Source organism: Stenotrophomonas sp. SMYL41, from assembly GCF_036319965.1.
GTDB classification, from domain to species: domain Bacteria; phylum Pseudomonadota; class Gammaproteobacteria; order Xanthomonadales; family Xanthomonadaceae; genus Stenotrophomonas; species Stenotrophomonas maltophilia_R.
The window spans coordinates 65,927-90,928 of sequence record NZ_JAWIRX010000020.1 but is presented as its reverse complement, the minus strand read 5'-3'; the positions used below and the strand labels follow the sequence as shown (position 1 = coordinate 90,928).

The window sequence follows — 25,002 nt, the reverse complement described above, 5'->3', positions numbered from 1 at the left end:
GGTCCGGTTGAGGGGGCGTGAGCCGCATGGATGCGGCGACCGAGCTTACATGGACGTACTTGCAGCGCCCCCCTCAACCGGACCCACCCCGCCAACCCACGGAATGCAGGCTTTTGCCGTTGACGTTGACGTTGATTCGGCGGGTGCAGGGCTGCAAGCCCTGCCGGCACCCCACATCACTCAGCAGGCCTCGGCCACCACAGCGCGCGTCCGCCCCAGCCACGCCAGCAGCAGGCCCGACGCCGCCAGCAGGCCACCGGCCACCGGAATCGCGGCGTAGCCCAGCCCCGAGCTGATCACCGCGCCCCCCAGCGCCGCACCCACGGCATTGCCCAGGTTGAACGCACCCACGTTGATCGACGATGCCAGGCCCGGCGCCTCGCTGGCTGCCTGCATCACCCGGATCTGCAGCGGCGGTACGAGGGCGAAGGTCGCCGCGCCGAACAGCAGCACACCGAGGGCGGCGGTGGCGTGGCTCATGAAGGCCAGCGGCAGCACGAACATCAGCAGTGCCAGGACGGCCAGCAGGATGCGGGTGGCGCCATCCAGCGACCAGTCGGCCATGCGCCCGCCGATGCCGTTGCCGACGGTGAAGCCGATACCGATCAGCGCCAGCGACAGCGCGATGAAGCCGTTGGAGGCGCCGGTCAGTTCGGTCAGCACCGGCGCAACGTAGGTGTAAAGAGTGAACATGGCACCGGCACCGAGCACGGTGGTGGCCATCGCCAGCAGCACCGGCGGCTGCAGGATCGCCTTCAGTTCGCGGCGCACGTCCGGGCGCGGCCCCGGTGCGGACGCCGGCAGCGCGAAGCCCAGCGCGGTGATCGCGACCAGGCCCAGCATCGCCGTACCGGCGAAGGACAGGCGCCAGCCCAGCTGCTGGCCGACCCAGGTCGCCAGCGGCACGCCGCCGATGTTGGCGATGGTCAGGCCCATGAACATGGTGGCCACGGCGGCGGCCTGCTTTTCCTTCGGTACCAGGCTGGCGGCGACCACCGCACCGATGCCGAAGAAGGCACCGTGGTTGAGGCTGGTGACCAGGCGCGACAGCAGCAGCAGCCCGTAGTTCGGGGCCAGTGCAGACAACAGGTTGCCGACCACGAAGATCGACATCAGCAGCATCAGCGCGGTGCGCTTGCCGAAACGGCCCATCAGCAGGGTCATCACCGGCGCGCCCAGCATCACGCCGACGGCGTAGGCCGTGATCAGCATGCCGGCGGTCGGAATGCCGACTCCCACGCCGTCGGCGATGACCGGCAGCAGGCCCATCGGGGCAAACTCGGTGGTTCCGATGGCGAAAGCGCCGACGGCAAGCGCCAGCAAGGCGGCTCTGGAATTCATGGGGGTTTCCTGGGGGCGGGGAAGCGGGAGTGCGTAGCCTGCGCGCTTTGCTGTCGCGGATTAAGCCTCGCCCCGGGAAAACACTGTTGATCCAGATTCACAAGTGGATGCCTGAACCCCACGGAAAGTGCAAAAACCGCAACGCCGTTGTAGAGCCTCGCCCCACAACGCAGAACCCCCGGCCAGGCCGGGGGTTCTGGGTGACACACGTGCCAGTGGCGCGCTTACCAGTCGCCGGCGCCCGGCACGTGGTGCTCGCGCGCGCGGCGGCGCATCAGCAGGTTCAGCCACTCCACCAGCACCGAGAAGCCCATCGCGGCATAGATGTAGGGCTTGGGCACGTGCACGTCCAGGCCGTCCAGGATCAGCACCGCACCGATCAGCAGGATGAAGGCCAGGGCCAGCATCTTCACGGTCGGGTTGGCGTCGATGAAGCGGCCCAGCGGGTTGGCGGCCAGCAGCATCACCATCACCGACAGCAGGATGGCGGCAACCATTACCGGGATGTGATCGGCGATGCCGACGGCGGTGATCACCGAGTCCAGCGAGAACACGATGTCGATGATGGCGATCTGCAGGATGACCATGCCGAATACACCCGAGGCCTTGCTGGTGGCTGGGTTCTCGTCTTCGCCACCGGTGATCAGTTCCTTGATCTCCATGTAGCCCTTGATGATCAGGAACAGGCCACCGACGATCAGCACCAGGTCGCGGATGGAGATGCCCATGCCGGCCACGGTGAACAGGTTGGCGGACATGTGCGCCAGATAGGCCAGCGACACCAGCAGGGCGATGCGGGTGATGCAGGCCACGGCGATGCCGAGCTTGCGCGCGAACGGGCGACGCTCTTCCGGCAGCTTGCTGACCGCGATGGAAATGAACACCAGGTTGTCGATGCCGAGCACGATTTCCAGTGCGCTCAGGGTGAACAGGGTCACCCAGGCATTGGGGTCGGCGAGGAACTCAAAGGACATGGAAACTCTTCAGGGCAGTGGGGGAATGGGGATCAGCCGTAATTGCCGGCCATTGCATGCGGGACCACGACCAGCGCCCAGCACAGAAGCACGTTCATCATCAGCACGAAGACCGCCGCCGAGCCCATGTCCTTGGCGCGGCCGGCCAGCTCATGGATCTCGCTGCCGTAACGTTCGATCACCGCTTCGATGGCCGAGTTGGCCAGTTCCATCGCCAGCACCAGCAGCATCGAGCCGATCAGCAGCGCGCGCTCGACCGGGGTCTGGCCCAGCCAGATCGCGACCGGGGTCAGCAGGATCAGCAGGTAGACCTCCAGCCGGAACGAGGACTCATGCAGCCAGGCCGCACGCAGGCCCTGCCAGGACCAGCGGGCGGCCTGGAAGATGCGGCGCGGGCCGCGGGGCAGATGGCCGAACTGATCAGCCACGGGTGGAACATCCAGCAACAGGGGCGCGGCGCAGCGACCGCTCAGACGCACGGCAGGGAATCATGGGTGCACAGGGATAGGCAGATGGCCGCCATTTTGCCACAAGGCCGTCAGCGCATCCCGGCACCGGCCCGGTGAATGGACTGCCAGGGGCAAGCCCGGGCCCGCCCCAGCTTCTATGATGGCTCTCTCCCTTCCCTGCTGGAGCGTCTGATGTCCCGTCGCCGTACCTGCCTGCTGATGCTGGGCCTGCTGACCGCCGCCCCCCTGGCCCAGGCGCTGAGCCCGGCCAAGCCGCCGCGCGTCCCCGAACAGGTCTCCAACGTGGCCTGGGCCGCCGACATGGCCCGCTTCGCCAGCGCCGACCCGTCCAACCCGCCGCCGCACGGTGGCATCGAATTCATCGGCAGCTCCTCCATCCGCATGTGGGAGAGCCTGGCAACCGACTTCCCCGGCCAGCCGGTGTTCAACCGCGGCTTCGGCGGCTCGGAAGTGCGCGACAGCACCTGGTATGCCGACCGCATCGTGGTGCCCTACGCGCCGTGCAAGGTGTTCTTCTACGCTGGCGACAACGACCTCAACAGCGGCCGCAGCGCCGTGCAGGTGCGCGACGACGTGGTCGCCTTCGTGCAGCGCGTGCATCGCGACCTGCCGAAGACGAAGGTGGAGTACCTGTCGATCAAGCCAAGCCCGTCGCGCGCGCACCTGCTGCCGGCGATCAACGAAGCCAACACGCTGATCAAGGCCGCGCTGGCCAGGCTGCCCAATACCGGCTTCACCGACATCTACACGCCGATGCTCGGCGCCGATGGACAGCCGGACGCGACGCTGTTCCGCGAGGACATGCTGCACATGACCCCGGCCGGGTATGCGATCTGGACCAGGGCGCTGGCGCCGAAGGTCAACTGCAACTGAGCAACCCCATCCACGCATGGCGTGGATCTACTGCGGATGGCGGGGAACTGTCGAAGACGGGGATGTTGATGTTGCCTCGGCGGATGCCGGGCGCAGCCCGGCAAAAGCCCTCTATCGGAAGATCACCGTTGCTTCGGTGCCCTGGCCAGGCTCACTGGCCAGGCTGACCTTCCAGCCGAAGCGGTCGCACAGCCGGCGCACGATCGACAGGCCCAGGCCGGTGCCCTGCGGGCGGCTTGGCTCGGCGCGGTAGAAGGGTTCAAACGCGCGCGACAACGCCTCGGCGGACATGCCGATGCCGGTATCGCGCACCACCACCCGGTCAGTGAGCACGTGCACGTCGATACGCCCTTCGTCGGTGTAGCTGCACGCGTTGCGCACCAGGTTGCTGACCACCACCTGCAGCACCCGCGGCGGTGCATGCAGCTGCACCGGGGCTTCGCTGTGCAGGTGCACCGATACCGGCCGGTTGCCCAGCAGCTCGTTGGCATTGTCCACCTCATAGCGGACGATGTCGTTGACATCGAACAGCTCGATCTGCGGTTCGACGTCGGCTTCGCGGGCCAGGATCAGGAACGCGTCGATCACTGCTTCCATGTCACGGCCGGCGCGCTGGATGCGCTGCAGGCTGCGGCGCAGGCGCGGCTGCAGGGCTTCATCGCCCAGGGCCATGTCGCTGGCCACGCGGATGACGGTCAACGGCGTGCGCAGCTCGTGGCTGGCATCACGGGTGAAATTTCGTTCGCGCGCCACATGCGCGCTGACCCGGTTGGCCAGCGAATGCAGCGCCGCCGCCAGCTGCCGGGTCTCGCCCTGCATGTCCGCAGGCAGCTTGTTCGGCTCCAGGTCGGCCGCCTCCGGGTGGCCCGGGTCCCAGCGCGAGACGCGCCGCGCCAGCCAGTTCACCGGCGACACCAGGCGCTTGGAGGCACGGTAGGTGACCCAGCTGGCGCCATACACCGCCAACAAGGTCAACAGCACCGGCACGATGCCGAACCAGAAGGCCAGCATCTCCGCGCGCGACCGCAGGAATACCAGGTACAGGCGGCCCGCCGGGCGCACATCGACCAGCACCAGCTGGTCGTCCTTGGGCAGCTCGTGGAAACCGGGCTCCAGGTTGCGCAGGTTGGCCGGCAAGGACAGTGCCGACTGCCCGCTTTCCAGCAGATAGCCACGGATGTTCTGGGTGTTGGGTGGCGGCTGCACCGGCGAGGCCTCGTACAGCGTCCAGTAGTACGCCGCTTCCTCGCGCAGGGCCGCGCCGACCAGGCTGTGCTTGATCACCAGCGAGACCAGCCAGGCACCGAGCAGGATGCCCAGGCTGGCCAGAACTGCCTGCAGGATGAAGGCGATACGGATCTTGCGCGGCAGGCCGTGCGGCATTGCGGGGTCCCGGTCAGAGCGCTGCGATTATAGGCAGCGCACCGCGCCGTAGTCGTGCACGGGTGATGACCGGCGGCAGCGCCGGCCGGTCATCCCCGGCTCCGTGCATGGTCATTGCCCAGCCGGGCCTGCAACTGCACCGGCGTGGGCCCTGATCAGGCCATCGGCTGGGCGATATCGGCAATGCGGTAGCCGGCGCTCTGCACGGTGTGCAGCAGCGGACGGTCGAACGGCTTGTCGATGATCTTGCGCAGGTTGTACAGATGGCTGCGCAGGGTGTCCGAATCCGGCAGGCCATTGCCCCAGATCTCGCGTTCGATCTCCTGGCGGGTGACCACGCGCGGCGATTCGCGCATCAGGATGGTCAGCAGGCGCAGGCCGATCGGCGACAGCTGCAGCTCGGTGCCGGCACGGGTGGCGCGCATGCTGACCGGATCGAGCACCAGGTCGGCGACCTTGAGCACTTCCGAACCGACCTGGCGGCGTTCGCGGCGGATCAGCGCGCGAAGGCGGGCTTCCAGCTCCTGGATCGCGAACGGCTTGGTCAGGTAGTCATCGGCGCCGAACCCCAGGCCGGTGAGCTTGTCGTCCAGAGTGTCGCGTGCCGTGAGCATCAGCACCGGTGTGGACTTGCGCGCATCGTTGCGCAGGCGACGGCATACTTCGATGCCATCCAGGCGCGGCAACATCAAGTCGAGCACCACGACGTCATAGCTGTTCTCCGCCGCGAGGCGGTAGCCATCCAGGCCGTCCTGTGCATAGTCGACTTCGAAGCCGCGACCTTCCAGGTATTCCCCGATCATCTCGGAGATGTTGCGGTTGTCTTCGACCACCAGCACCAAGCCGGAGGTCTCCTTCGTCTGACGCATGTGATTCCCTCTAACTTCAGCTTTGTGAAACATGCCGGATCGACGGTGGACGCGATGTGAAGTTCCGTCAAGAGGGTTGTAAATCGTTCAGAGCAGGGGCCGCAGCAGCGGCCATACGTTGTCCAGCACCTTCGGCTGCGCCTGTGCCGTGGGGTGCAGGCCATCGGCCTGCATCATGCCCGGCTGCAGGGCCACGCCTTCCAGCAGGAACGGCAGCAGCGGCACCTTGTACTGCGCAGCCAATGCCTTGTAGGCCGCTGCCAGGCGCTGGCGGTAGGCCGGTCCATAGTTGGGCGGTACGTCGATGCCCAGCAGCAATACCTTGGCACCGGCCTTCTGGCTGGCCTGCACCATCTTTTCCAGATTGCCCTGCACCTGCGCCGGCGTCAGCCCGCGCAGTGCGTCGTTGCCGCCCAGCGCGATCACCACCACGGTCGGCTTTTCCTTCGCCAGCAGGCCCGGCAGGCGGGTCAGCGCGCCGGCGGTGGTTTCCCCGCTCATGCTGGCATTGACGATGCGCGCCGGGGTTTTCGACTGCTGCCTGACCCGCTGCTGCAGCAGGCTGACCCAGCCGGCGTCGGCAGGGATATTGTGGGCAGCACTGAGGCTGTCGCCGAGCACCAGCACGGTGCCGGCCGGACCTTTGGCACAGGCCAGCCCGGGCAGCAGCAGGAACCCTAGCAGCAGCACCATCATCGCGCCGGCTCGCCGGCTCCATCCCGTCTTGCGCATTGGAGTCTCCTCATCGACAGCCTGTCCCCCCGCAGCGCGTCCGCCGCCATCGCCGTCGACCAGGTCGGCAAATCCGTACAGGGCCCGGAGGGTGAAGTCCACATACTGGACAACATCACCCTGACCGTCCATGAAGGAACCAGCGCGGCCATCGTCGGCGCCTCCGGTTCCGGCAAGACCACCCTGCTCGGCCTGCTGGCCGGCCTGGACCTGCCCAGCCGCGGCCGCATCGCGCTGTCCGGCCAGGATCTGGGCCAACTCGATGAAGAGGCACGTGCCCAGCTGCGCGCACGCGAAGTCGGCTTCGTGTTCCAGAGCTTCCACCTGCTGCCGGCACTGACCGCCGCCGAGAACGTCGCACTGCCGCTGGAACTGGCCGGGCGCGAGGACCGCGCGCGGGTGGACGAGGTGCTGGCGCAGGTCGGCCTGGCCCATCGCGCCCGCCACTACCCGCGCCAGCTGTCCGGCGGCGAGCAGCAGCGCGTAGCGCTGGCACGCGCCTTCGTCACCCGCCCACGCATCCTGTTTGCCGACGAACCGACCGGCTCGCTGGACCACGCCACCGGCCAGCACATCAGCGACCTGCTGTTCGAACTCAATGCAGGCAGCGGCACCACCCTGGTGCTGGTCACCCACGACCTGCGCCTGGCCCAGCGCTGCCAGTACGTCCACCGCATCGACGACGGCCGCCTGCTGCCGGTCGAGCGTGGGGCGCAGGCATGAACCTGCTGCGCCATGCGTGGCGCGCGCTGCGCCGCGAGGCCCTGGCCGGCGACCTGCTGACCGTGTTCGCCGCGCTGGTGCTGGGCGTGGCGGTGATGACCGCCGTGGGCACGCTGGTGAACCGGGTCAACCTGGCGTTGTCCGGCAGCGCGGCGGAAATGCTCGGCGGCGACCTCGGCATCGCCGGCCGCGACGACCCGCCGCAGGCATTCGCTGAAGAAGCACAGCGGCGTGGACTGGCCTACACCCGCATCGCCAGCTTCGGCAGCGTGCTGTTCAACGGCGAGGCCAGCCAGATGGCCAGCATCAAGGCCGTGCAGGCGGGCTATCCGCTGCGCGGCACGCTGCGGGTAAGGGCCACGCCCGGCGGTGTGTTGATCACCGATGCCGGCATGCCGCCCAAGGGCCAGGCCTATGCCGACCCGCGCCTGCTGCAGGGGCTGGGGCTGAAGGCCGGCGATGACCTCGAGTTCGGCGCCGGCACGCTGCGCATCGCCGGCATCATTGAATCCGAGCCGGACACCGGTGGCGACCTGCTCACGCTCTCGCCGACCCTGCTGGTCAATCGCGCCGATGTGGAGGGCACCGGACTGCTCGGCCCAGGCAGCCGCATCAACTACCGGCTGATGTTCGCCGGCGCAGCGGAGCCGATCGCGGCGCTGCGGCAATGGCTGCTGCCACAGGTGAAGGGCCTGCGCCTGCTGAGCGTGGACGATACCCAGCGTGGCGTGCGCCAGGCCTTCGATCTGGCCGGGCGCTTCCTCGGCCTGAGCGCGCTGCTGGCGGTACTGCTGGCGGGCGTGGCCACCGCACTGGCCGCCAACCGCTTCGCGCTGCGCCGCATCGACCAGGTGGCGATCCTGCGCTGCCTGGGCGCTCGCCAGCGCGACATCCTGCTGGGCCTGGCGCTGCAGTTGCTGATGCTGGCGGTGCCGGCCTGTGCGCTCGGCATCGGCCTGGGCATGGCCGCGCAGGAAGGCCTGGTACAGGTGCTGGGCAGCCTGGTGCCGCAACGCCTGCCGTTGCCCGAAGCGATGCCTGCGCTGACCGGCGCCGGCATCGGCCTGTTGCTGCTGTTCGGCTTCGGCCTGCCACCGCTGCTGCGCCTGCGCGGGGTGCCGCCGATGCGCGTGCTCAACCGTTCCTTTGCCGCCCTGCCGCCGGCCTCGTTGCTGGCCTATGTGGCGGCGTTGGCCGCCAGCCTGCTGCTGGCGGTGCAGGTCACCGGCGACCTGAAACTGGCGCTGTGGGTGCTGGGCGGCCTGGCCGTGCTGGCGGTGGCGGCCGGTGGCATCGGCTTCGTGCTGCTGCAGCTGCTGCGCGGCCTGCAACACCGCCTGCATGGCAACTGGCGGCTGGGCCTGGCCGCGCTGACCCGGCGCCGGATGCTGGCGGTGATGCAGCTGGTCGGGCTGTCACTGTCGTTGTGCGCACTGTTGCTGCTGGCGGTGACCGGCCCCGGCCTGCTGCAGCAGTGGCGCGAGCGCCTGCCCGCGGATACCCCCAACTACTTCCTGATCAACATCCAGCCCGAACAGCGCAACAGCGTGCTGGCCGCGCTGCGTGGGCTGGGTGCCAATGACGCCAGCATCGAACCGATGGCCACCGGCCGCCTGATCGCGATCAACGGCAAGCCGCCACTGCGCGTGGACCGCGCGTCCGTGCAGGACGGGCAGCCGGCTCAGGGCGAAGGCCAGCGCGACGACGATGACGGGAACCGTCCGTTGAACTTCAGCTGGCGCAGCACCTTCCCGCCCGCCAATACCCTGGTGAACGGCACCTTCTGGAAGGCCGACAGCACCGCGGCGGAGGCGTCGGTGGAAATCGGCTGGGCCAAGCGCTACGGCGTGTATCCGGGCGACCGCATCAGCATTGCGGTGGGCGAGCAGGAACGCCAATTCACTGTCACCAGCGTGCGCAAGGCGGACTGGAACACCTTCCGTCCGAACTTCTTCGTGCTGCTCAATCCGAACGCGGTGGGCGATACCCCGCACAACCTCCTGTCGGCATTCCATCTGCCGCCCGGCAAGGCGGCGGGACTGGGCGAACTGGTACGCGCGCAGCCGAACCTGTCGCTGCTGGACGTGGACGCGGTGATCTCGCAGGTGCGCGATGTGATGGAACGGGTGGCACAGGCGGTGCAGCTGGTGATGGTGTTCAGCCTGCTGGCCGGACTGCTGGTACTGCTGGCCGCGTTGCAGGCCACTGCCGGCGAGCGCCGCTACGACAGCGCGGTGCTGCGCACCCTGGGCGCGACCCGGCGCCAGCTGCGTGGCGCGGTGCTGGTGGAATTCGGCGCGCTGGGCACGCTGGCGGCGCTGCTGGCGGTGGGCGCGGCGGCCGCCATCGGTGTAGCGGTCTCGCAGAGGGTGTTCGAGCTGCCGCTGCTGCCGCCATGGCCGGGCCTGCTGATCGGCGGCGTGGTCGGCATCGGGTTGAGCCTGCTGGCGGGCTGGTGGGGTACCCGGGCGATCCTGCATACGCCGCCGGCACTGGCGCTGCGCGAAGCCTGACGCGGTCGTGACACGCCTGGGGTGGGGCCGGCTGTATGCTGCGCGCCCCACCTCGCTGAGATCGCCCGGATGCCCGGCACCTCGTTCGCCGCTTACCTGTACCCGGTGTTGCTGCTGCTCGGCAGCAACATCTTCATGACCTTCGCCTGGTACGGGCACCTGAAGTTCAAGAGTGCCCCGCTGATGACGGTGATCCTGGCCAGCTGGGGCATCGCGTTCTTCGAGTACTGCCTGCAGGTGCCCGGCAATCGGCTCGGCAGCGCAGTGTATTCGGCGCCGCAGCTGAAGGGCATGCAGGAAGTGATCACGCTGCTGGTGTTCGCGGTGTTCTCCGCGTTCTACCTGGGCCAACCGCTGAAGTGGAACCACTACGCGGCGTTCGGATTGATCGTGGTGGCGGCGTTCCTGATGTTCAAGGAATAGCAATGAGACACGGCTTCTGCCTGCGCGCTGTTCTCGTCGGCGTGCCGCTGCTGTTGGCGATGCTGCCCGCATGTGCCCGCACTGCGGTGGGCCATGTCCCGGACCCGGTGCAGGCCTTCGTGCTGGAAACGGTAAAGGAAGTGGTGCACATGGCGATCCTGGCCGGGCAGACCGCGCTGCTGCTGCCCGACCCGCAGGCGTGCAGCACGGACCGCGCGCGCTGCGGCGACGCCATCATGGGCGTCCGCACGCGCGATGACGAGGCGAGCCTGCGGGCCACCCTGCGTACGTTCCGGGACGCCGGGCTGGACCTGACCACGCTGGGTGGACCGGCGTCCTGAGTGCAGCGCATTCGCGCATGGCGCTTGACCAGAGGCAAAGATCGGTAGATCCACGCCATGCGTGGATGCGGTGCCGGGCAAACCCGGCACCCGCCAAAGCCGTGGCGATCAGCCTTCCTTCGGCGCCTTCTCAACGTACTTGGCGAACACGTCGTCGATCTGCTTGTCCTTCACCGTCTTGCCGGACTGGATCTCTTCGGCCTGGGTGAACAGCGGGATGATCATCGCCATGCCGTCCAGCTTGGTCTTCAGGTGCACGCCCGGGGCCTGGCCGAGGAAGCCGTCCCAGCGCTGGCGTACCTTGGCCCAGTAACCAGCGGTGGCCTTCCAGTAGTCGCGGGCCGGGGTGAAGTCGATCTCGGTGGTCTTCACGTAGTCGTTGAAGCCGAACTCGCGGGCGATCTCCACCTGGCTGCCGTCGGCGTTGCGCTGCACCTTGGTATTGAACTGCTCGTGGGTCCAGCCATTGGGCGTAAGCGTGTGGCGGTTGACCACGGCCAGCGCGTTGTAGTCGCTGCGCTTGGTGTATTCACGGCGCGGCAACGGGCGCCAGCTGAGGTCGCTGGTCCACGTCGGCACGTTGTTGGTGTAGGTCCACGCGCCGGTGCCGCAGTAGCGCGGAGCATCGCTCACTTCATACACGCACTGGGTCCAGGCGCCCTTGTTCACGGCCGCCGCGATGCTGCGTACCTGCCAGGTCTGGTCGGCACTGAACTCGAAGCGGTTCGGCGCTTCGTAGACCCAGTCCTGGCGCCAGTGCTTGGTGATGTGGCCGCTCTTTTCATCCAGCAGCAGGTGCTGCAGCACGATGCGCCTGGGGGTGTCCTCGACCACGATGACCAGCTCGTTGCCGCCGCTGCGCATCGCCGGGGCACGCTCGTAGCCGGGCTTCAGCAGCACGGTCTCGTCGAAGGCGAAATCCACTGTGTACTCGCCCTGCATGGCGAGGATGCTGTCGTGGTCGCGGGCGATGTCGGAGGGCTGCGCGCTGGCCACGCCGCTGGCGGCGAGCAGCAGCATGACGCTGGCTGTCTGGAACTTCATCGGGGTCTTCCTTCGGGGTAGCAGGTGTAGTGAGAGGCCGTCCATGGCCGACAGGCGTTCCATCAGGAAAGGGTCACAGCCGGATCAGCGGCAGGTCGCCGGGAACCCGCGGCGCCGGGCGACGTGCAGCGTCGGCGCAGCAGCAATCGTCGATCGCCAGCTCGCCTTCGGCACCTTCCAGCCGCGCGATGCGTCGCGCGGTGGCTGCGCCCAGCGAAGACAGCGCCGACAGGCTTGCAGCGAGGGTGCGGCCATCGTCGGCGGCATGCAGGCGCAACGTGCACAGGCGCCAGCGCTGGCCGCCGAGGTGCCCGGCCAGGCGCCGCCACAGGCGTTCGCCGACACTGCCATCGCTGTCATGTTCCGGGCCAGGCGGCAACGCCGCGACCAGCCGGTCCCAGGCCAGGAAATCGCTGTCGGGCAGCAGGTACAGGCGCCACACGCAGCGGCCGCGGGCATCGAGGAAACACAGGCTTTCGCGCACGCCCTCGCTGTCCACGCCCTGGCAGGCATGCACGCGTACCGCCTGGCGCCAGCCACCGAGCTCGTTGCCGTCGGCGCGGTACAGGCACAACACGGTACCGAGCGTGGCCAGCTGTGCCGGCGTCGGCCAGGCCGCGCTGCCCTGCGCGGCGATGGCGTCGTTCCTGCGTGCGGACAAGGCTCGGCTCATGAGGTCACCAGGAAACGGCAAGGCTGGCGGAGAGGGTACGGCCCGGGCTGGTATAGCGGTCCAGCACGCGGCTGGTCGGCGACAGCGTCGAACCCACGTTGGACCAGTCGATGTAGCGCTTGTCGCCCAGGTTGAACACGCCGACGTTGAAGGTGGCGCCCGGGGCGAAGTTCCAGTGCGCCATCAGGTCGGCCACGCCGTAGCCGGCCGGGCGGTACACCGTGGCCGCAGTGACGCGGTCCTTGCGCTTGACGAAGGTACCGGCCAGTTCGACGCCCCAGGTGTCGGTGTCGTACATCAGGCCGACGGTGCCACGCAGCGGGTCGACCGAATCCAGCGGGGTGTCTTCGGTCTTGTTGTCGCCGCGCGACCAGGCCACCGAACTGCGCAGCGCCCAGCCCTGCAGCGCCGGGCTGACCTGGCCGAAGTCGACGCCGGCCTTCAGTTCGGCACCGTAGATGCGCGCGTCGGCGATGTTGCGCGACTGGAACACCATCAGGCCCTGTGCGTTGGTACCGACCAGCGACTGCGACTCGATGAAGTCCTTGTACTCGTTGTAGTAGCCGCTGAGGCTGACGTAGGCCGCCGGCGACAGGAAGCGCAGGCCCAGCTCCATGCCGTCACTGGTTTCCGGCTTCAGGTCCGGATTGGGAATGGCGGTGTAGCCGAAGGCGAAGTTGGTGAAGCCCAGGTTGACGTCGTTGTACGGCGGCGAGCGGAAGCCATGCGAGTAGCCCGCGAACAGCGACCATTCATCGGTGAAGCGATAGACCATGCCCAGCTTCGGCGACACGCTGGTCTTGGTCAGCTTGGCCACCGCAACGCCGGGATTGTCTTCGGCGAAGATGCTGTCCACCTCCGGCTTGAGTTCGTAGCGGTCCACGCGCACGCCTGGCACCAGCGACAGCTTGCCGTTGGCCATGCGCATTTCATCCTGCGCGTACAGGCCCAGCTCGGTGGTCTTGCTGATCGGGAAATCGCGTACCGGGAAGGCGTCGGGCAGGATGGTGGTGCTGGTCTGGCCATTGGCCAGCACCTGGTAGCCGTCGCGCTTCTGGCGGATTTCGGTGCGCGCGCCCTCGAGGCCGTAGGTCAGCGCGTGTTCGACGCTGCCGGTGCTGAACGCCTTGTTGAACTGCGCCTGCAGGCCGTACACGCGCTGGTCGAAGTTGAACTCGCGGTGGCGGCGGCTGCGGTTGGCGCGGTCCTCATCGGTGATCTGGGTGGTTTCACTGTGCTGGGTATACAGCTGCCAATGCAGGCTGTCGGCGAAGCCCTTGTCCAGCGCATCCATTTCATGGGCGAACGACACGCGGGTGCGGTTCTGCGTGTCGCGCGCCTTCATGCCGGTGGTGGTGGTGCGGTCGATCGAGGACAGCACGTTGGTATCGGTGTTGTCTTCGTTGCCTTCCACGGTCAGCCGGAAGCGTTGGTCCTCGCTGGGTGCATAGACCAGCTTGGCCAGGCCACTGCGGCCATCGCGGTCCTGCGGGTTGGGCGCGGTGCGGGTGTTGTCGAGGCTGCGCACGTCGCCCTTGTTGTCGGTTTCCTGGCCCTGGCGATGGTTGATGTTGACCATGCCACTCCAGTGTTCGCCGCCGAACGCGCTGGTCACGCCACCGAGCAGGCCCTTCCACTCGCCGTCGTAGCCGAACTTCAGGCCAACGTAGCTGTCCTTGCCATCCTTCAGGTAATCGGCCGGATCCTTGGTGACGAAGGCGACCACACCACCGAGCGCATCGGACCCGTACAGCGAGCTGGCCGGGCCGCGCACGATCTCCACGCGCTTGAGCGTGTCCAGGTCGGTGAAGTTGCGGTTGGCGTTGGAGAACGAGCCGATGTTGAAGCTGGTGGGCATGGCGATGCCATCGGTCTGCACACGCACGCGGTTGCCGTCCAGGCCACGGATGCGGATGCTGCCGAGGCCGAAGCGCGCGGCGCTGCGGCTGACCGACAGGCCCGGCTCGTAGCGCAGCAGATCCTTGATGTCCTGCACCAGGTGCCGGTCCATCTGCTCGCGGTCGATGACGTCCACGGTGGCCGCCACATCGCTTACCGCCCGCTCGGTACGGGTGGCGGTGACCTGCACGCGGTCGAATTCGCGCGCCTCGGGCGCAGCGGTGGCCGCGGCAGCAGCGTGGGCGGACAGCGGCAGGGCCATCCAGACGGCAAGGCAGAGGGCGGTTTGGCGGGTCATCGGGTTCGTTCGGTCAGGCAGGGGAACCCCCGGTTACCGGCACACCCGGAGGGTGCACGCGGTAGACCGAGGGGGAGAGAGCGGGAGCGGACGGGTCGCCCACCCTGCCGGCGCAGCCGGCAGGAGGGAGGGGGGCGGGCGACCAGGCCGCGATTACTTGGTCAGGATCAGCTTGTCGTTGCTGGTGTGCCGCAGGCGGTAGAAGCGGTCGCCGTGCTGGATCAGGATTTCACGACGGCCCTTGAGCAGGGCTTCGCTGTCGATGACCTCTTCCGGCGGAACGACACGGACCGGACGATCGCGGAGGGTCAGCGTTTCGGGGCGCAGCAGTACAGGTTGAGCATTCATGAGCATCTGGACTCGTGCGAGGGACGAGTTAAATGATAATGATTCTCAGTTGACAATCAACAACCATTCTCAATTTCATTGATGGGATTAATGATCGAATTCTTAAATTCGATAGACATCATCAATGGCATGTTGGGCGCGGTGCTTTTGTAGCGTCGAGCATGGCTCGACGCTGCAGAGGGCTGTCAGGCGAAGACGGCTTCGACCTGCGCCCAGCCAGCGGCGTCGACCTGCTCCAGAACCTCCAGCGCCTGCAGGTTCTGCAGCAGTTGGCTGACCCGGCTGGCGCCCAGGATCACGCTGGAGACGTTCGGGTTGCGCAGGCACCAGGCGATGGCCAGCGTGGCCGGGGCGTGCCCCAGTACGCGCGCCACCTGGCTGAAACGGCGCACCTGGGCCAGGCGGGCCTCTGTGTCGTCACCCATCACCAGCGCCTGCAGCCATTCCATGCCCTCGCGGCCCAGCCGCGCATCCGCCGGAATGCCCTGGTCGTACTTGCCGGTCAGCAGGCCCGAGGCCAGCGGTGAGAAGATGGTGGTGCCCAGGCCGGCACCGGCATACAGCGGCGCGTACTCGACCTCGACCCGTTCGCGGTGCAGCAGGTTGTACTGCGGCTGTTCCATGGACGGGCCCTGCAGGTTGCGCGCGTCGGCGATGTCCAGCGCCTGCTGGATCTGCACCGCCGACCACTCCGAGGTACCCCAGTAGAGGACCTTGCCCTGCCGCACCAGGGTATCCATGGCATGCACGGTCTCGGCGATCGGTGCGTCCGGATCCGGGCGGTGGCAGTAATAAAGGTCCAGGTAATCGACCCGCAGGCGCTTGAGCGCAGCATGGCAGGCGTCGGTCACATGCTTGCGCGACAGGCCGCGCTGGGTCGGCCGTGGGTCCTTGGCGCTGCCGAAGAACACCTTGCTGGACACGCAGAGGCCATCGCGCGGCAGGCGCAGGTCGGCGATCACATCACCCATCACCTGTTCGGCGCGGCCGTTGGCATAGCCCTCGGCGTTGTCGAAGAAGTTGACGCCGTGGTCCCAGGCCGCAGCCACCAGGTTGCGGGCCTCGTCGCGCGGGATCTGGTCACCGAAGGTCACCCAGGCGCCGAAGGACAGGGCGGAAATCGGCAGGCCGGTGGAGCCCAGGCGACGGTATTGCATGCGAATCTCCTGCTGCGGGCCCGCATCCGGGCCGGGATCAAACCCCATTCTACCTTCCGCCGCCGGCCGCAAGCCCTTGCCGTTGCTGGCCTGATCGGTACCGTTGGGTGCGCGCACGCTGCTTTTTCTTGCCCCGGCCCCTGCCCTGCACTAGGCTTCCCGTTTTTCGCGACGCCCCAGGGGAGTCACTCACATGGTCGAAGGTTTGGGCAGGATCGGCTTCGGCCTGTTCGGGTTGGCGGTGCTGATCGGCATCACCTGGTTGTTTTCCAACAACAAGCGTGCGGTTGACTGGAAGCTGGTTGCCACCGGTATCACCCTGCAGATCGCGTTCGCTGCGCTGGTGATCCTGGTGCCGGGCGGGCGCGATGTGTTCGATGCGCTGGGCAAGGGCTTCGTCAAGGTTCTCAGCTTCGTCAACGAAGGCTCGGGCTTCATCTTCGGCTCGTTGATGGACACCAAGAACTACGGCTTCATCTTCGCCTTCCAGGTGCTGCCGACCATCATCTTCTTCTCGGCGCTGATGGGGGTGATGTACCACCTCAACATCATGCAGGCGATCGTGCGCGTGATGGCGTGGTCGATCACCAAGGTGATGCGCGTGTCCGGCGCGGAAACCACCAGCGTCTGCGCCAGCGTCTTCATCGGCCAGACCGAGGCGCCGCTGACCGTGCGCCCGTACATCGCCAGGATGACCCAGTCCGAGCTGCTGACCATGATGATCGGCGGCATGGCGCACATCGCCGGCGGCGTGCTGGCGGCCTACGTGGGCATGCTCGGCGGCGGTGATCCGGCGCAGCAGGCCTTCTACGCCAAGCACCTGCTGGCGGCCAGCATCATGGCAGCCCCGGCCACCCTGGTCGTGGCCAAGCTGCTGATCCCGGAAACCGGCACCCCGCTCACCCGCGGCACGGTGAAGATGGAAGTCGAGAAGACCTCCAGCAACATCATCGACGCGGCCGCCGCCGGCGCCGGTGACGGCCTGAAGCTGGCGCTGAACATCGGCGCGATGCTGCTGGCCTTCATCGCCCTGATCGCGCTGCTGAACGCCCCGCTGACCTGGATCGGCGATGTGACCGGCCTGGCTGCTGCCATCGGCAAGCCGACCAACCTGTCGACCATCTTCGGTTACGTGCTGGCCCCGATCGCCTGGGTGATCGGCACCCCGTGGGCCGATGCCACCACCGTCGGTTCGCTGATCGGCCAGAAGGTCGTGATCAACGAGTTCGTGGCCTACACCGAACTGTCGCAGATCGTGAACGGCCAGATCGCTGGCGTGAGCCTGTCCGAGGAAGGTCGCCTGATCGCCACTTACGCGCTGTGCGGCTTCGCCAACTTCAGCTCGATCGCGATCCAGATCGGCGGTATCGGCGGCCTGGCCCCGGAACGTCGCCACGACCTGGCCAAGTTCGGCCTGCGCGCCGTGCTGGGCGGTACCATTGCCACCTTCATGACGGCGACCATCGCCGGCGTGCTGACGCACTTCAGTTGAACCCTTGGTTGAGAAAAGATTCCCTATGAGCAGCAGTGTCGTTGTCGTCGGTTCCTTCAATGTCGATCACGTGTGGCGGTGCGAGTCGCTGCCGGCACCGGGTGCGACCATTGCCGGCCGTTACAGCACCGGCCCCGGTGGCAAGGGCTTCAACCAGGCTGTGGCGGCCTGCCGCGCCGGTGCCGACACCCACTTCGTGTGCGCGCTGGGCGACGACGCCGGTGGCGCCACCGCGCGCGAACTGGCCGCACAGGACGGCTTCGGTCTGATCGCCGAAGCCAGCAGCGAGCCGACCGGCACCGCGGGCATCTACGTCGATGCCCGTGGCCGCAACACCATCGTGATCGGCCCGGGCGCCAACGCTGCGCTGAGCACCGACTTCCTGCAACAGCAGCAGGCCCTGCTGACCAGTGCCAAGGTGGTGCTGGTGCAGCTGGAATCGCCGGTGCAGACCATCGAAGCAGCACTGGCCACGGCCCGCGAGGGCGGCGTCACCACCGTGCTCAACACCGCACCGGCCGATGCCCCCTCGACCATCGGCCTGCTCAAGCTGGCCGATGTGATCACCCCGAACGAGACCGAGTTCGCCGCCCTGCTCGGCCGCCATGTCGGTGAGCGCGTGGATGCCAACGACGTCGCCGCGCTGGATGGCGCCAGCCTGCACGCGCTGTGCCGCAAGCTGGTCGGCAACGGTACCGTGGTGGTCACGCTCGGTTCGGTGGGCGTGTTCGTGTCGCATGCCGACGAGAACCTGCGCGGCGATACCCAGCCGTACTACCGCGTGGGTGCCGAACAGGTGCAGGCGATCGACACCACCGGTGCCGGTGATGCCTTCAACGGTGCGCTGGCCGCGTCGCTGGCGCAGGTGGCCGACGCCCCGTTCGCCCGCCACATGCGCTTCGCCAACCAGTTCGCCGGTCGCTCGACCGAGAAGGAAGGCGCTGCAGCGGCGATGCCGCGCTTCACCCCGGCCGACGCTGAAGCAAAATAGATCCACGCCCTGCGTGGATGAGAAGGCCCGGGTGCGCAGGCATCCGGGCTTTTTTGTCTGCCCATTGTCCAGCCCCTGCGACCGCCTGCCGCATTGCCCTCACCCCGCCCCTCACCCACCATCCGCGCAGCATTTCAGCGTGGGCAGGACATGGACGGATTCCGCTGGTTGCTGGTTGCCGCCGCCGGCAGTGCCATCGCAGCCTTGCTGCATATCGGCTGCATTGCCTTTGGGGCACCCTGGTACCGGTGGTTCGGTGCTGGCCCGCGCATGGTCCGGCTGGCACAGGCGGGGCATTGGTGGCCACCGCTGATGACCGCCGGCATTACTGCTGTGCTGGTCGCCTGGACGCTGTACGCGCTGGCAGCCGCAGGCTGGCATTCGCCGCTGCCGGCCAGCCGTCCGGTGCTGTCGGGCATCGCCCTGCTGTTGCTGCTGCGCGCGGCGATGGGCTTCGGGCTGGCGCTGCTCCGGCCCGGATACAACGGCCGGCACTTCTGGGTAGTCAGTTCACTGGCCTGCCTCGGCCTGGGGCTGGCCTTCGCGCTGGGTACCCGCCAGGCCTGGCAGAGCCTGGGGTAGCCGCCCACCATCGCCCGCTCCTGGGGGCGGTGGAAGCAACCGTCAAGCATCTGCTGATGCCGGTACGGCATGAGGTCGGTGCCGATCGGCCTGAACCGGAACGCCGCCGACACGGCCGTACCGCCGCCCGCGCCCTACAATGGGCGCATGCAGATCGGCCCGTACACCATTGCCCCCAACGTCGTGCTGGCGCCCATGGCCGGCGTCACCGACAAGCCGTTCCGCCTGCTGTGCAAACGGCTGGGTGCGGGGCTGGCCGCCTCGGAAATGACCATCAGCGACCCGCGCTTCTGGAACACGCGCAAGTCCATCCACCGCATGGACCATGAGGGCGAACCGGCCCCGATCAGCGTGCAGATCGCCGGCACCGAGCCGCAGCAGCTGGCCGAGGCCGCGCGCTACAACGTGGACCACGGCGCGCAGATCATCGACATCAACATGGGCTGCCCGGCCAAGAAGGTGTGCAACGCCTGGGCCGGCTCGGCACTGATGCGCGACGAACAGCTGGTGGCGCGCATCCTCGAAGCCGTGGTCAACGCGGTGGACGTGCCGGTCACGCTGAAGATCCGCACCGGTTGGGATTGCGACCACCGCAATGGCCCGGTGATCGCGCGCATCGCCGAGGCCAGCGGCATCGCCGCGCTGGCCGTGCATGGGCGCACCCGCGACCAGCATTACACCGGCCAGGCCGAGTACGGCACCATCGGCGAGATCAAGGCGGCGCTGCGCATTCCGGTGATCGCCAACGGCGATATCGACTCGCCGCAGAAGGCCGCGTACGTCCTGAAGGAAACCGGCGTGGATGCAGTGATGATCGGTCGCTCCGCGCAGGGCCGGCCGTGGATCTTCCGCGAGGTGGCGCACTACCTGGCCACCGGCGAGGAACTGCCGCCGCCATCGCTGGCGGAAGTGCGCGACATCCTGCTCGGCCACCTGCATGCACTGCATGCGTTCTACGGCGAACCGCAGGGCGTGCGCATCGCGCGCAAGCACCTGGGCTGGTACGCCAAGGACCGGCCGGAGAACGCCGCCTTCCGCGCAGTGGTCAACCGCGCCGAAGACCCGCAGAGCCAGATCGCCCTGACCACCGAGTACTTCGACCGCCTGATCGCCGGGGAACCGGCGCTCTCTTCGGCGGCCTGAGCCGCCCGCCCCGCGTTTCCGAACAGTCGAGCCAGCTCGACGCTACAAGAGCCCGCCGTCATGACTCCGCCGATCTCCTCCCCGACCTACCTGCACGGGTTCTCCGGCACCGAGCAGCAGCGCCTGATGACCCAGGCCCGGCTGCTGGAATCGAGCATCTTCGGCCAGATCGACTACAGCGGCGCGCGGCGCCTGCTGGAAGTCGGCAGCGGCGTCGGCGCACAGACCGAGATCCTGCTGCGCCGCTTCCCCGAGCTGCACGTGACCGGCGTGGACCTGAGCGAAACGCAGCTGGCCACCGCGCGCGAGAACCTGGCGCGCACACCGTGGTGCAGCGACCGCTACACCCTGCAGCAGGCCGACGCCGGCGAGCTGCCGTTCGAGGCACGCAGCTTCGACGCGGCGTTCCTGTGCTGGGTGCTGGAGCACGTGCCGTCACCAGCACGCGTACTGAGCGAGGTGCGCCGCGTGCTGGCGCCGGGTTCGCCGGTGTACATCACCGAGGTGATGAATGCCTCGTTCCTGCTCGACCCGTACTCGCCGCACATCTGGCGCTACTGGATGGCGTTCAACGATTTCCAGTACGACCACGGGGGAGACCCGTTCGTCGGCGCCAAGCTGGGCAACCTGCTGCTGGCCGGCGGCTTCCGCGACGTGCATACCGAGATCAAGACCATCCACCTGGACAACCGCGAACCGGCCCGTCGCAAGACGATGATCGCGTTCTGGGAACAACTGCTGCTGTCGGCGGCCGACCAGCTGCTGCAGGCCGGCTCGGTGGACGAGGACACCGTGGAAGGCATGCGTCGCGAGTTCCGCCTGGTGCAGAACGACCCGAACGCGGTGTTCTTCTATTCGTTCGTGCAGGGCCGCGCCACGGTGTATTGATTCGGTGGAGCCACGCCGTGCGGGGCGGCGACCACCGATGTCCGCGCCATCCACGCATGGCGTGGATCTACTGATCAATGCACGGCGGTATGGTCGACCGCACCCGGCGGTGCTGCCGGCTGATGCCAGATCCGCTGCCACATGGCGGCCAACCGGCGACCGGCGTCAGCGCGCGCGGCGGGACTGCTGTAATCCACGCGCACCTGCCCGGGCGTGATTGGCCGCCACTGCCCCTCGGCCTGCTCGGCCACGACGAAGTTGAAGGTGTAGTCCGGTTCCAGGCCCATGCGCAGGTCACTCAGCAGCAACCGGCCGTCCACCACCTGCGCACGCATGAAGCCACGGTTGAACCACTGCAGCTGCTGCACCGCCGGGATGGCCTGCGCTTCGCGCAAGGCCTGCACGTTGGACGCATGGCCTTCAAACCGCATCGGCCCGCGGTCGGCCAGCAGCGAGCGGTCACCCACCACGTAGCCATTGGGCGTCATCGCCACCACCCGCCACAGCAGGGTGTTGAACGGCATCGGCACCGAGAAGCGCGGCGCATCGCCCAAGCCCATCGCGGCCAGGCTGTGCTGTGCGGCACGGTCAACCTGTGCCTTGGCGATCAGGCCCCAGCCCAGGTAGCCACTGCTGAGCAGCAGGGCCACGCCCAGCACTTTGCCCGCCCAGGGCCGGGCGCGACCGAACCAGGCCAGCACGCAGCCCAGCAGCAGCCACACCGTATAGCCCGGGTCGATGATGAAGACACTGGAGCCCATGGTCGGGTGCGGGCGCAGCGGCCACCACAACTGGGTGCCATACACAGTGAACGCATCCAGCACGGGATGGGTGACCAGCGCCAGCTGGATCGCCCAGAACCAGCGCACCGGCGACTGCGCGACGCGGCCATTGCCGAAACGCTTGAACAACCACCAGATCAATGCCGCCACCCAGGGCAGCACCAGCAGCGAATGGCTGAAGCTGCGGTGCTCGATCATGTTCGCCACCGGATCGGCTGCGGTGAAACCGAGCCACAGGGCATCGAGGTCCGGCAGGGTGCCAAGCGCGGCACCGGCCAGCAGGGCCGCACGGCGATGTCCGGGCGGGGCGATGGCAGCGGCGACGGCGCCACCGAGCACGATCTGGGTCAGGGAATCCATGGACCGATGCTAGCGGCTTGCAGGCGGTGCATGTAGAGCCGAGCCATGCTCGGCTGCTCTTCGTCCAGCGCCACGTCAGCCGAACATGGGCTCGGCTGCAGGAGGCCAGACGCGCATTACGCCACCTGCGACAAGCGCGCACCCGGCAGTTCCACCAGCGTCTGGCCGTTGTGGTCGAGCAGGCGCAGCGCACCATCATGGTCTTCGGCCAGTGCGGTCAGGCTTTCCACCCAGTCGCCGTCGTTGGCGTAGACCAGGCCATCGCGTTCGACCAGCGCCGCGCGGTGGATGTGGCCGCAGACGATGCCATCCAGGCCGCGCCGGCGCACGTCATCCAGCCCGGCCTGCACGAAACGCTCGATATAGCGTTCGGCGGCACCGCTGCGCTTCTTCAGGAACTCCGACAGCGACCAGTAGCGCATGCCCAGCCGGCGCCGCACCGCGTTCAGCGCCTGGTTGCCGGTGAGGATGCGGTAGTACAGCCAGTCGCCGAACTTTTCCTGCAGGCCGCCGAAGTGGGTCACGCCGTCGTAGTCGTCGCCGTGGGCGACCAGCAGGCGACGGCCATCGGCGGTCACGTGGATGGCACGGCGGCGCACCTGCATGGCCGGCAGCATCAGCCCGCATACGTGGCGCAACGATGCGTCGTGGTTGCCGGGAATGTAGATGATCTCGGTCCCTGCACGGCGCAACGCGTGCAGGGCCTGGATGACTTCGCTGTGCGACTGCCGCCAGTTGGCCCGGCGATGCGCCATCCACCACAGGTCGATGATGTCGCCGACCAGGTACAACCGTTCGCAGCGCAGCTGCGAGAGGAACCGGGCCAGCTCGGTGGCATGGCAATGACGTGAACCCAGGTGCACGTCGGAGACGAACACTGCGCGCCGGTGCGGCGACAGGTTCGCCAGCGTGCTCATGCCGGCGTCCCCGCGTCGCGCAGGTAGCGTTTGCGCTTGTTCGGCCGGATCGCGCACAGATCCACTTCGATCAGGCCGTCGATCGAATCACTGAAGTCAGGGTCGACGCCGAACGCAAGGAAACGCGCACCGCCCGGCTCGCACAGATCGGTGTACTGGCGGTACAGCGTCGGCACCCCGGTACCGAGTGCGGCCAGGTTGGCCTTGAGCACATCGAACGCGGCACCTGCATCCAGCTCGCCGAAACTCGGCGGCGCGGCGAAGTACTGGAACGGGCGGTTCGATTCGGCCAGGCCGGCGGTACCGCTGTAGTAGCGCTGGTAGTACGCCACCAGCTGCTCGCGTGCATCACGCGGCAGCGCCGCGCTGATCGACACGGCGCCGAACAGGTAGCGAATGCCCGGCCGGCACTGCAGGTAGGCACCAATGCCCTGCCACAGGTAATCCAGGCTGCGGCTGCCCCAGTAGTCGGGCACCACGAAGCTGCGGCCCAGTTCCAGGCCTTCGGCGATGTGGGTGATGGCATCGTCGGAATAGCGGAACAGCGACGCGCTGTAGAGCCCGGACAGGCCGTGACGGGCCAGCGCCTGCGCGCCGCGCATGATGCGGTAGGCGCCGGCGATGCGCTGCGCAGTAGCGTCCCAGATCACGATGTGCTCGTACTGCGGATCGTAGTCGTCCAGATCGCGGCTGCGCCCGGTGCCCTCGCCCACCTGGCGGAAGGTCAGCTCGCGCAGGCGGCCCAGCTCCAGCAGCAGCGGCGAATCGGCGGTACAGGTCGCCAACAGGATCTGCTTGCCATCGGCGGTCTGGCCCAGCTGGGTCGCTGCGGCAATGCCGGCAGCCACCTGCGAAGGCGGCACGGGGGCCGCCAGCGGCTCGGGGCCTGCGCAGGCAGTGGTATTGGCGGCCGCACCATTGCGGCCGAGTGCATACAGCGCCCGGCGTACCGCCAGCAGTTGGGCGCCCGGGTCACCGCCCTTGCCCAGCTGCATCGGCTCGCCGATGCTCAGCCGCAGCGGACGGCCACGACGGGTGAACATCTCGCGCGCCAGCAGCGCAGTGCCGGCCGGCTTGAACAGGGTCGACGCGCCATAGAACAGCGCGGAGTTGCGCGCGTCCACCCGCACCGGAAGCACCGGCGCACCGGCCGCGCGGGCAAAGCGGACGAACCCCCGCTGCCAGCGGCCATCGCGGATGCCGCGCAGCGACAGCCGCGAGACCTCGCCGGCCGGGAACACGATCACGCACTGCTCGGCGTTCAACGCTTCCTCCACGGCATGCAGGCTGCCGCGCTGCGCCTTGCCACCCAGGATGCGCACCGGCAGCAGCAGGTCCTGCAGTGGCGCGATCGCCCCCAACAGGTCGTTGGCCACGATCCGCACGTCGCGGCGGACGCGGCCGACCGCGTCCAGCAGGGCCAGCGCGTCCAGTGCCCCGGAGGGATGGTTGGCAACGATCAGCAGGCGGCCGGTGGCCGGGATCTTCGCCAGCGCGGCCGGATCCACCTGGTACTGGCCATCGATGAACTCCAGGCCGGCGGCGACGAAGCCGAATCCGCGCAATCCCGCGCTGCGCTGCAGGAAGGCTTCGATCTGGTCCAACCGCGACCAGCGGCCCACGCTGCGCAGCAGCGGCCGCGCCAGCTGGCCTCGACGGCCATGGAACCAATCGGGGAAGCGTTGCTGGAGACGCTGTTCGAGTTCCTGCATGGCGGATCCACTCATGCCCGGCGGCCGGATTGGCCGACAGCCTGCGCCCGGCAGGCGGCAGCCAGATGGCGGTT

24 protein-coding genes are annotated in these 25,002 nt (G+C 67.9%); 10 read left to right on the top strand and 14 right to left on the bottom strand.

Going from position 1 to position 25,002, the window contains the following annotated elements; translation table 11 throughout:
- Positions 1–180: 180 nt before the first annotated feature.
- From V3B30_RS19415 to V3B30_RS19405, 3 genes are all read right to left on the bottom strand, one after another.
- Positions 181–1,341 carry an MFS transporter gene (locus tag V3B30_RS19415; protein ID WP_262083306.1) on the bottom strand — a complete coding sequence of 387 codons (1,161 nt, stop codon included), beginning with the start codon at positions 1,339–1,341 and terminating at the stop codon, positions 181–183.
- Between the two features lie 224 nt (positions 1,342–1,565).
- Positions 1,566–2,315: a TerC family protein gene (locus V3B30_RS19410; protein ID WP_049422852.1), complete on the bottom strand. Its 750-nt coding sequence runs from the start codon at positions 2,313–2,315 to the stop codon at positions 1,566–1,568.
- A 32-nt stretch (positions 2,316–2,347) separates the two neighbouring features.
- Positions 2,348–2,743 (bottom strand): diacylglycerol kinase, encoded by a 396-nt coding sequence (locus V3B30_RS19405; RefSeq protein ID WP_049435654.1) that lies wholly within the window; start codon positions 2,741–2,743, stop codon positions 2,348–2,350.
- Between the two features lie 213 nt (positions 2,744–2,956).
- Between V3B30_RS19405 and V3B30_RS19400 the strand changes: the two genes are divergently transcribed.
- Entirely contained in the window at positions 2,957–3,658 is a 702-nt protein-coding gene (locus V3B30_RS19400; RefSeq protein WP_262083307.1) for an SGNH/GDSL hydrolase family protein, read from the top strand.
- A 111-nt stretch (positions 3,659–3,769) separates the two neighbouring features.
- Here the strand turns inward: V3B30_RS19400 and V3B30_RS19395 are convergent, their stop codons facing one another.
- The 3 genes from V3B30_RS19395 to V3B30_RS19385 form a co-directional block, all read right to left on the bottom strand.
- Positions 3,770–5,041, bottom strand: a complete 1,272-nt coding sequence (locus V3B30_RS19395; RefSeq protein ID WP_262083308.1) for a HAMP domain-containing sensor histidine kinase — start codon at positions 5,039–5,041, stop codon at positions 3,770–3,772.
- A gap of 155 nt (positions 5,042–5,196) precedes the next feature.
- Entirely contained in the window at positions 5,197–5,910 is a 714-nt protein-coding gene (locus V3B30_RS19390) for a response regulator transcription factor (RefSeq protein WP_002811889.1), read from the bottom strand.
- 87 nt (positions 5,911–5,997) lie between these two features.
- Positions 5,998–6,642 carry an arylesterase gene (locus V3B30_RS19385; RefSeq protein WP_315973593.1) on the bottom strand — a complete coding sequence of 215 codons (645 nt, stop codon included), beginning with the start codon at positions 6,640–6,642 and terminating at the stop codon, positions 5,998–6,000.
- 48 nt (positions 6,643–6,690) lie between these two features.
- On the opposite strand from V3B30_RS19385, the gene V3B30_RS19380 reads away from it, so the two are divergent.
- The 4 genes from V3B30_RS19380 (at position 6,691) to V3B30_RS19365 (ending at position 10,642) form a co-directional block, all read left to right on the top strand.
- Positions 6,691–7,365, top strand: a complete 675-nt coding sequence (locus tag V3B30_RS19380; RefSeq protein WP_315973625.1) for an ATP-binding cassette domain-containing protein — start codon at positions 6,691–6,693, stop codon at positions 7,363–7,365.
- On the top strand, positions 7,362–9,878 hold the full coding sequence (locus V3B30_RS19375) for an FtsX-like permease family protein (protein ID WP_100471322.1): 2,517 nt from the start codon (positions 7,362–7,364) through the stop codon (positions 9,876–9,878). The genes V3B30_RS19380 and V3B30_RS19375 overlap by 4 nt, the downstream gene beginning before the upstream one ends.
- A gap of 69 nt (positions 9,879–9,947) precedes the next feature.
- Positions 9,948–10,301, top strand: a complete 354-nt coding sequence (locus tag V3B30_RS19370) for a DMT family protein (protein WP_100471321.1) — start codon at positions 9,948–9,950, stop codon at positions 10,299–10,301.
- A 2-nt stretch (positions 10,302–10,303) separates the two neighbouring features.
- Positions 10,304–10,642, top strand: coding sequence for a hypothetical protein (locus V3B30_RS19365; RefSeq protein WP_262083309.1), 339 nt, complete (start codon positions 10,304–10,306; stop codon positions 10,640–10,642).
- Positions 10,643–10,750: 108 nt separating this feature from the next.
- Here the strand turns inward: V3B30_RS19365 and V3B30_RS19360 are convergent, their stop codons facing one another.
- The 5 genes from V3B30_RS19360 to V3B30_RS19340 form a co-directional block, all read right to left on the bottom strand.
- On the bottom strand, positions 10,751–11,686 hold the full coding sequence (locus tag V3B30_RS19360) for a DUF6607 family protein (RefSeq protein ID WP_262083310.1): 936 nt from the start codon (positions 11,684–11,686) through the stop codon (positions 10,751–10,753).
- A gap of 73 nt (positions 11,687–11,759) precedes the next feature.
- Entirely contained in the window at positions 11,760–12,359 is a 600-nt protein-coding gene (locus tag V3B30_RS19355; RefSeq protein ID WP_262083311.1) for a Hemin transport protein, read from the bottom strand.
- 4 nt (positions 12,360–12,363) lie between these two features.
- On the bottom strand, positions 12,364–14,556 hold the full coding sequence (locus V3B30_RS19350) for a TonB-dependent hemoglobin/transferrin/lactoferrin family receptor (protein ID WP_315973623.1): 2,193 nt from the start codon (positions 14,554–14,556) through the stop codon (positions 12,364–12,366).
- Positions 14,557–14,709: 153 nt separating this feature from the next.
- The gene (locus V3B30_RS19345; protein WP_005412278.1) at positions 14,710–14,904 is read right to left on the bottom strand and encodes a hemin uptake protein HemP; all 195 of its coding nucleotides are present in this window, start codon (positions 14,902–14,904) and stop codon (positions 14,710–14,712) included.
- A gap of 185 nt (positions 14,905–15,089) precedes the next feature.
- Positions 15,090–16,061 carry an aldo/keto reductase gene (locus V3B30_RS19340; protein WP_100471317.1) on the bottom strand — a complete coding sequence of 324 codons (972 nt, stop codon included), beginning with the start codon at positions 16,059–16,061 and terminating at the stop codon, positions 15,090–15,092.
- A gap of 193 nt (positions 16,062–16,254) precedes the next feature.
- Here V3B30_RS19340 and V3B30_RS19335 point away from each other — a divergent pair, with 193 nt between their 5' ends.
- The 5 genes from V3B30_RS19335 to V3B30_RS19315 all read left to right on the top strand — a co-directional run bounded on the left by V3B30_RS19335 (position 16,255) and on the right by V3B30_RS19315 (position 21,157).
- The gene (locus V3B30_RS19335; protein WP_100471316.1) at positions 16,255–17,553 is read left to right on the top strand and encodes a nucleoside transporter C-terminal domain-containing protein; all 1,299 of its coding nucleotides are present in this window, start codon (positions 16,255–16,257) and stop codon (positions 17,551–17,553) included.
- A 25-nt stretch (positions 17,554–17,578) separates the two neighbouring features.
- Positions 17,579–18,544, top strand: a complete 966-nt coding sequence (locus V3B30_RS19330) for a ribokinase (RefSeq protein ID WP_262083312.1) — start codon at positions 17,579–17,581, stop codon at positions 18,542–18,544.
- A gap of 150 nt (positions 18,545–18,694) precedes the next feature.
- On the top strand, positions 18,695–19,126 hold the full coding sequence (locus V3B30_RS19325; RefSeq protein ID WP_262083313.1) for a hypothetical protein: 432 nt from the start codon (positions 18,695–18,697) through the stop codon (positions 19,124–19,126).
- Between the two features lie 147 nt (positions 19,127–19,273).
- A complete protein-coding gene (dusB, locus tag V3B30_RS19320; protein ID WP_100475154.1) occupies positions 19,274–20,269 on the top strand; it encodes a tRNA dihydrouridine synthase DusB in 996 nt (331 codons plus the stop codon).
- A 60-nt stretch (positions 20,270–20,329) separates the two neighbouring features.
- A complete protein-coding gene (locus V3B30_RS19315) occupies positions 20,330–21,157 on the top strand; it encodes a class I SAM-dependent methyltransferase (protein WP_061478371.1) in 828 nt (275 codons plus the stop codon).
- A 74-nt stretch (positions 21,158–21,231) separates the two neighbouring features.
- Here V3B30_RS19315 and V3B30_RS19310 read toward each other — a convergent pair whose 3' ends face one another.
- The 3 genes from V3B30_RS19310 to V3B30_RS19300 form a co-directional block, all read right to left on the bottom strand.
- Positions 21,232–22,299, bottom strand: coding sequence for a metal-dependent hydrolase (locus V3B30_RS19310; RefSeq protein WP_262083314.1), 1,068 nt, complete (start codon positions 22,297–22,299; stop codon positions 21,232–21,234).
- A gap of 116 nt (positions 22,300–22,415) precedes the next feature.
- Positions 22,416–23,216 (bottom strand): UDP-2,3-diacylglucosamine diphosphatase, encoded by an 801-nt coding sequence (locus V3B30_RS19305; protein WP_262083315.1) that lies wholly within the window; start codon positions 23,214–23,216, stop codon positions 22,416–22,418.
- Entirely contained in the window at positions 23,213–24,928 is a 1,716-nt protein-coding gene (locus tag V3B30_RS19300) for a lysophospholipid acyltransferase family protein (protein ID WP_262083350.1), read from the bottom strand. The genes V3B30_RS19305 and V3B30_RS19300 overlap by 4 nt, the downstream gene beginning before the upstream one ends.
- Between the last annotated feature and the right edge of the window lie 74 nt (positions 24,929–25,002).

What these genes read in the sequence shown, in the direction of transcription:
- V3B30_RS19310 (WP_262083314.1), bottom strand. Translation starts at nt 22,299, where the DNA reads ATGGATTCCCTGACCCAGATCGTGCTCGGTGGCGCCGTCGCCGCTGCC.
- V3B30_RS19385 (WP_315973593.1), bottom strand. Translation starts at nt 6,642, where the DNA reads ATGCGCAAGACGGGATGGAGCCGGCGAGCCGGCGCGATGATGGTGCTG.
- V3B30_RS19375 (WP_100471322.1), top strand. Translation starts at nt 7,362, where the DNA reads ATGAACCTGCTGCGCCATGCGTGGCGCGCGCTGCGCCGCGAGGCCCTG.
- V3B30_RS19415 (WP_262083306.1), bottom strand. Translation starts at nt 1,341, where the DNA reads ATGAATTCCAGAGCCGCCTTGCTGGCGCTTGCCGTCGGCGCTTTCGCC.
- V3B30_RS19355 (WP_262083311.1), bottom strand. Translation starts at nt 12,359, where the DNA reads ATGAGCCGAGCCTTGTCCGCACGCAGGAACGACGCCATCGCCGCGCAG.
- V3B30_RS19335 (WP_100471316.1), top strand. Translation starts at nt 16,255, where the DNA reads ATGGTCGAAGGTTTGGGCAGGATCGGCTTCGGCCTGTTCGGGTTGGCG.
- V3B30_RS19315 (WP_061478371.1), top strand. Translation starts at nt 20,330, where the DNA reads ATGACTCCGCCGATCTCCTCCCCGACCTACCTGCACGGGTTCTCCGGC.
- V3B30_RS19305 (WP_262083315.1), bottom strand. Translation starts at nt 23,216, where the DNA reads ATGAGCACGCTGGCGAACCTGTCGCCGCACCGGCGCGCAGTGTTCGTC.
- V3B30_RS19325 (WP_262083313.1), top strand. Translation starts at nt 18,695, where the DNA reads ATGGACGGATTCCGCTGGTTGCTGGTTGCCGCCGCCGGCAGTGCCATC.
- V3B30_RS19350 (WP_315973623.1), bottom strand. Translation starts at nt 14,556, where the DNA reads ATGACCCGCCAAACCGCCCTCTGCCTTGCCGTCTGGATGGCCCTGCCG.
- V3B30_RS19345 (WP_005412278.1), bottom strand. Translation starts at nt 14,904, where the DNA reads ATGAATGCTCAACCTGTACTGCTGCGCCCCGAAACGCTGACCCTCCGC.
- V3B30_RS19400 (WP_262083307.1), top strand. Translation starts at nt 2,957, where the DNA reads ATGTCCCGTCGCCGTACCTGCCTGCTGATGCTGGGCCTGCTGACCGCC.
- V3B30_RS19365 (WP_262083309.1), top strand. Translation starts at nt 10,304, where the DNA reads ATGAGACACGGCTTCTGCCTGCGCGCTGTTCTCGTCGGCGTGCCGCTG.
- V3B30_RS19300 (WP_262083350.1), bottom strand. Translation starts at nt 24,928, where the DNA reads ATGCAGGAACTCGAACAGCGTCTCCAGCAACGCTTCCCCGATTGGTTC.
- V3B30_RS19395 (WP_262083308.1), bottom strand. Translation starts at nt 5,041, where the DNA reads ATGCCGCACGGCCTGCCGCGCAAGATCCGTATCGCCTTCATCCTGCAG.
- V3B30_RS19370 (WP_100471321.1), top strand. Translation starts at nt 9,948, where the DNA reads ATGCCCGGCACCTCGTTCGCCGCTTACCTGTACCCGGTGTTGCTGCTG.
- V3B30_RS19340 (WP_100471317.1), bottom strand. Translation starts at nt 16,061, where the DNA reads ATGCAATACCGTCGCCTGGGCTCCACCGGCCTGCCGATTTCCGCCCTG.
- V3B30_RS19410 (WP_049422852.1), bottom strand. Translation starts at nt 2,315, where the DNA reads ATGTCCTTTGAGTTCCTCGCCGACCCCAATGCCTGGGTGACCCTGTTC.
- V3B30_RS19390 (WP_002811889.1), bottom strand. Translation starts at nt 5,910, where the DNA reads ATGCGTCAGACGAAGGAGACCTCCGGCTTGGTGCTGGTGGTCGAAGAC.
- V3B30_RS19330 (WP_262083312.1), top strand. Translation starts at nt 17,579, where the DNA reads ATGAGCAGCAGTGTCGTTGTCGTCGGTTCCTTCAATGTCGATCACGTG.
- dusB (WP_100475154.1), top strand. Translation starts at nt 19,274, where the DNA reads ATGCAGATCGGCCCGTACACCATTGCCCCCAACGTCGTGCTGGCGCCC.
- V3B30_RS19360 (WP_262083310.1), bottom strand. Translation starts at nt 11,686, where the DNA reads ATGAAGTTCCAGACAGCCAGCGTCATGCTGCTGCTCGCCGCCAGCGGC.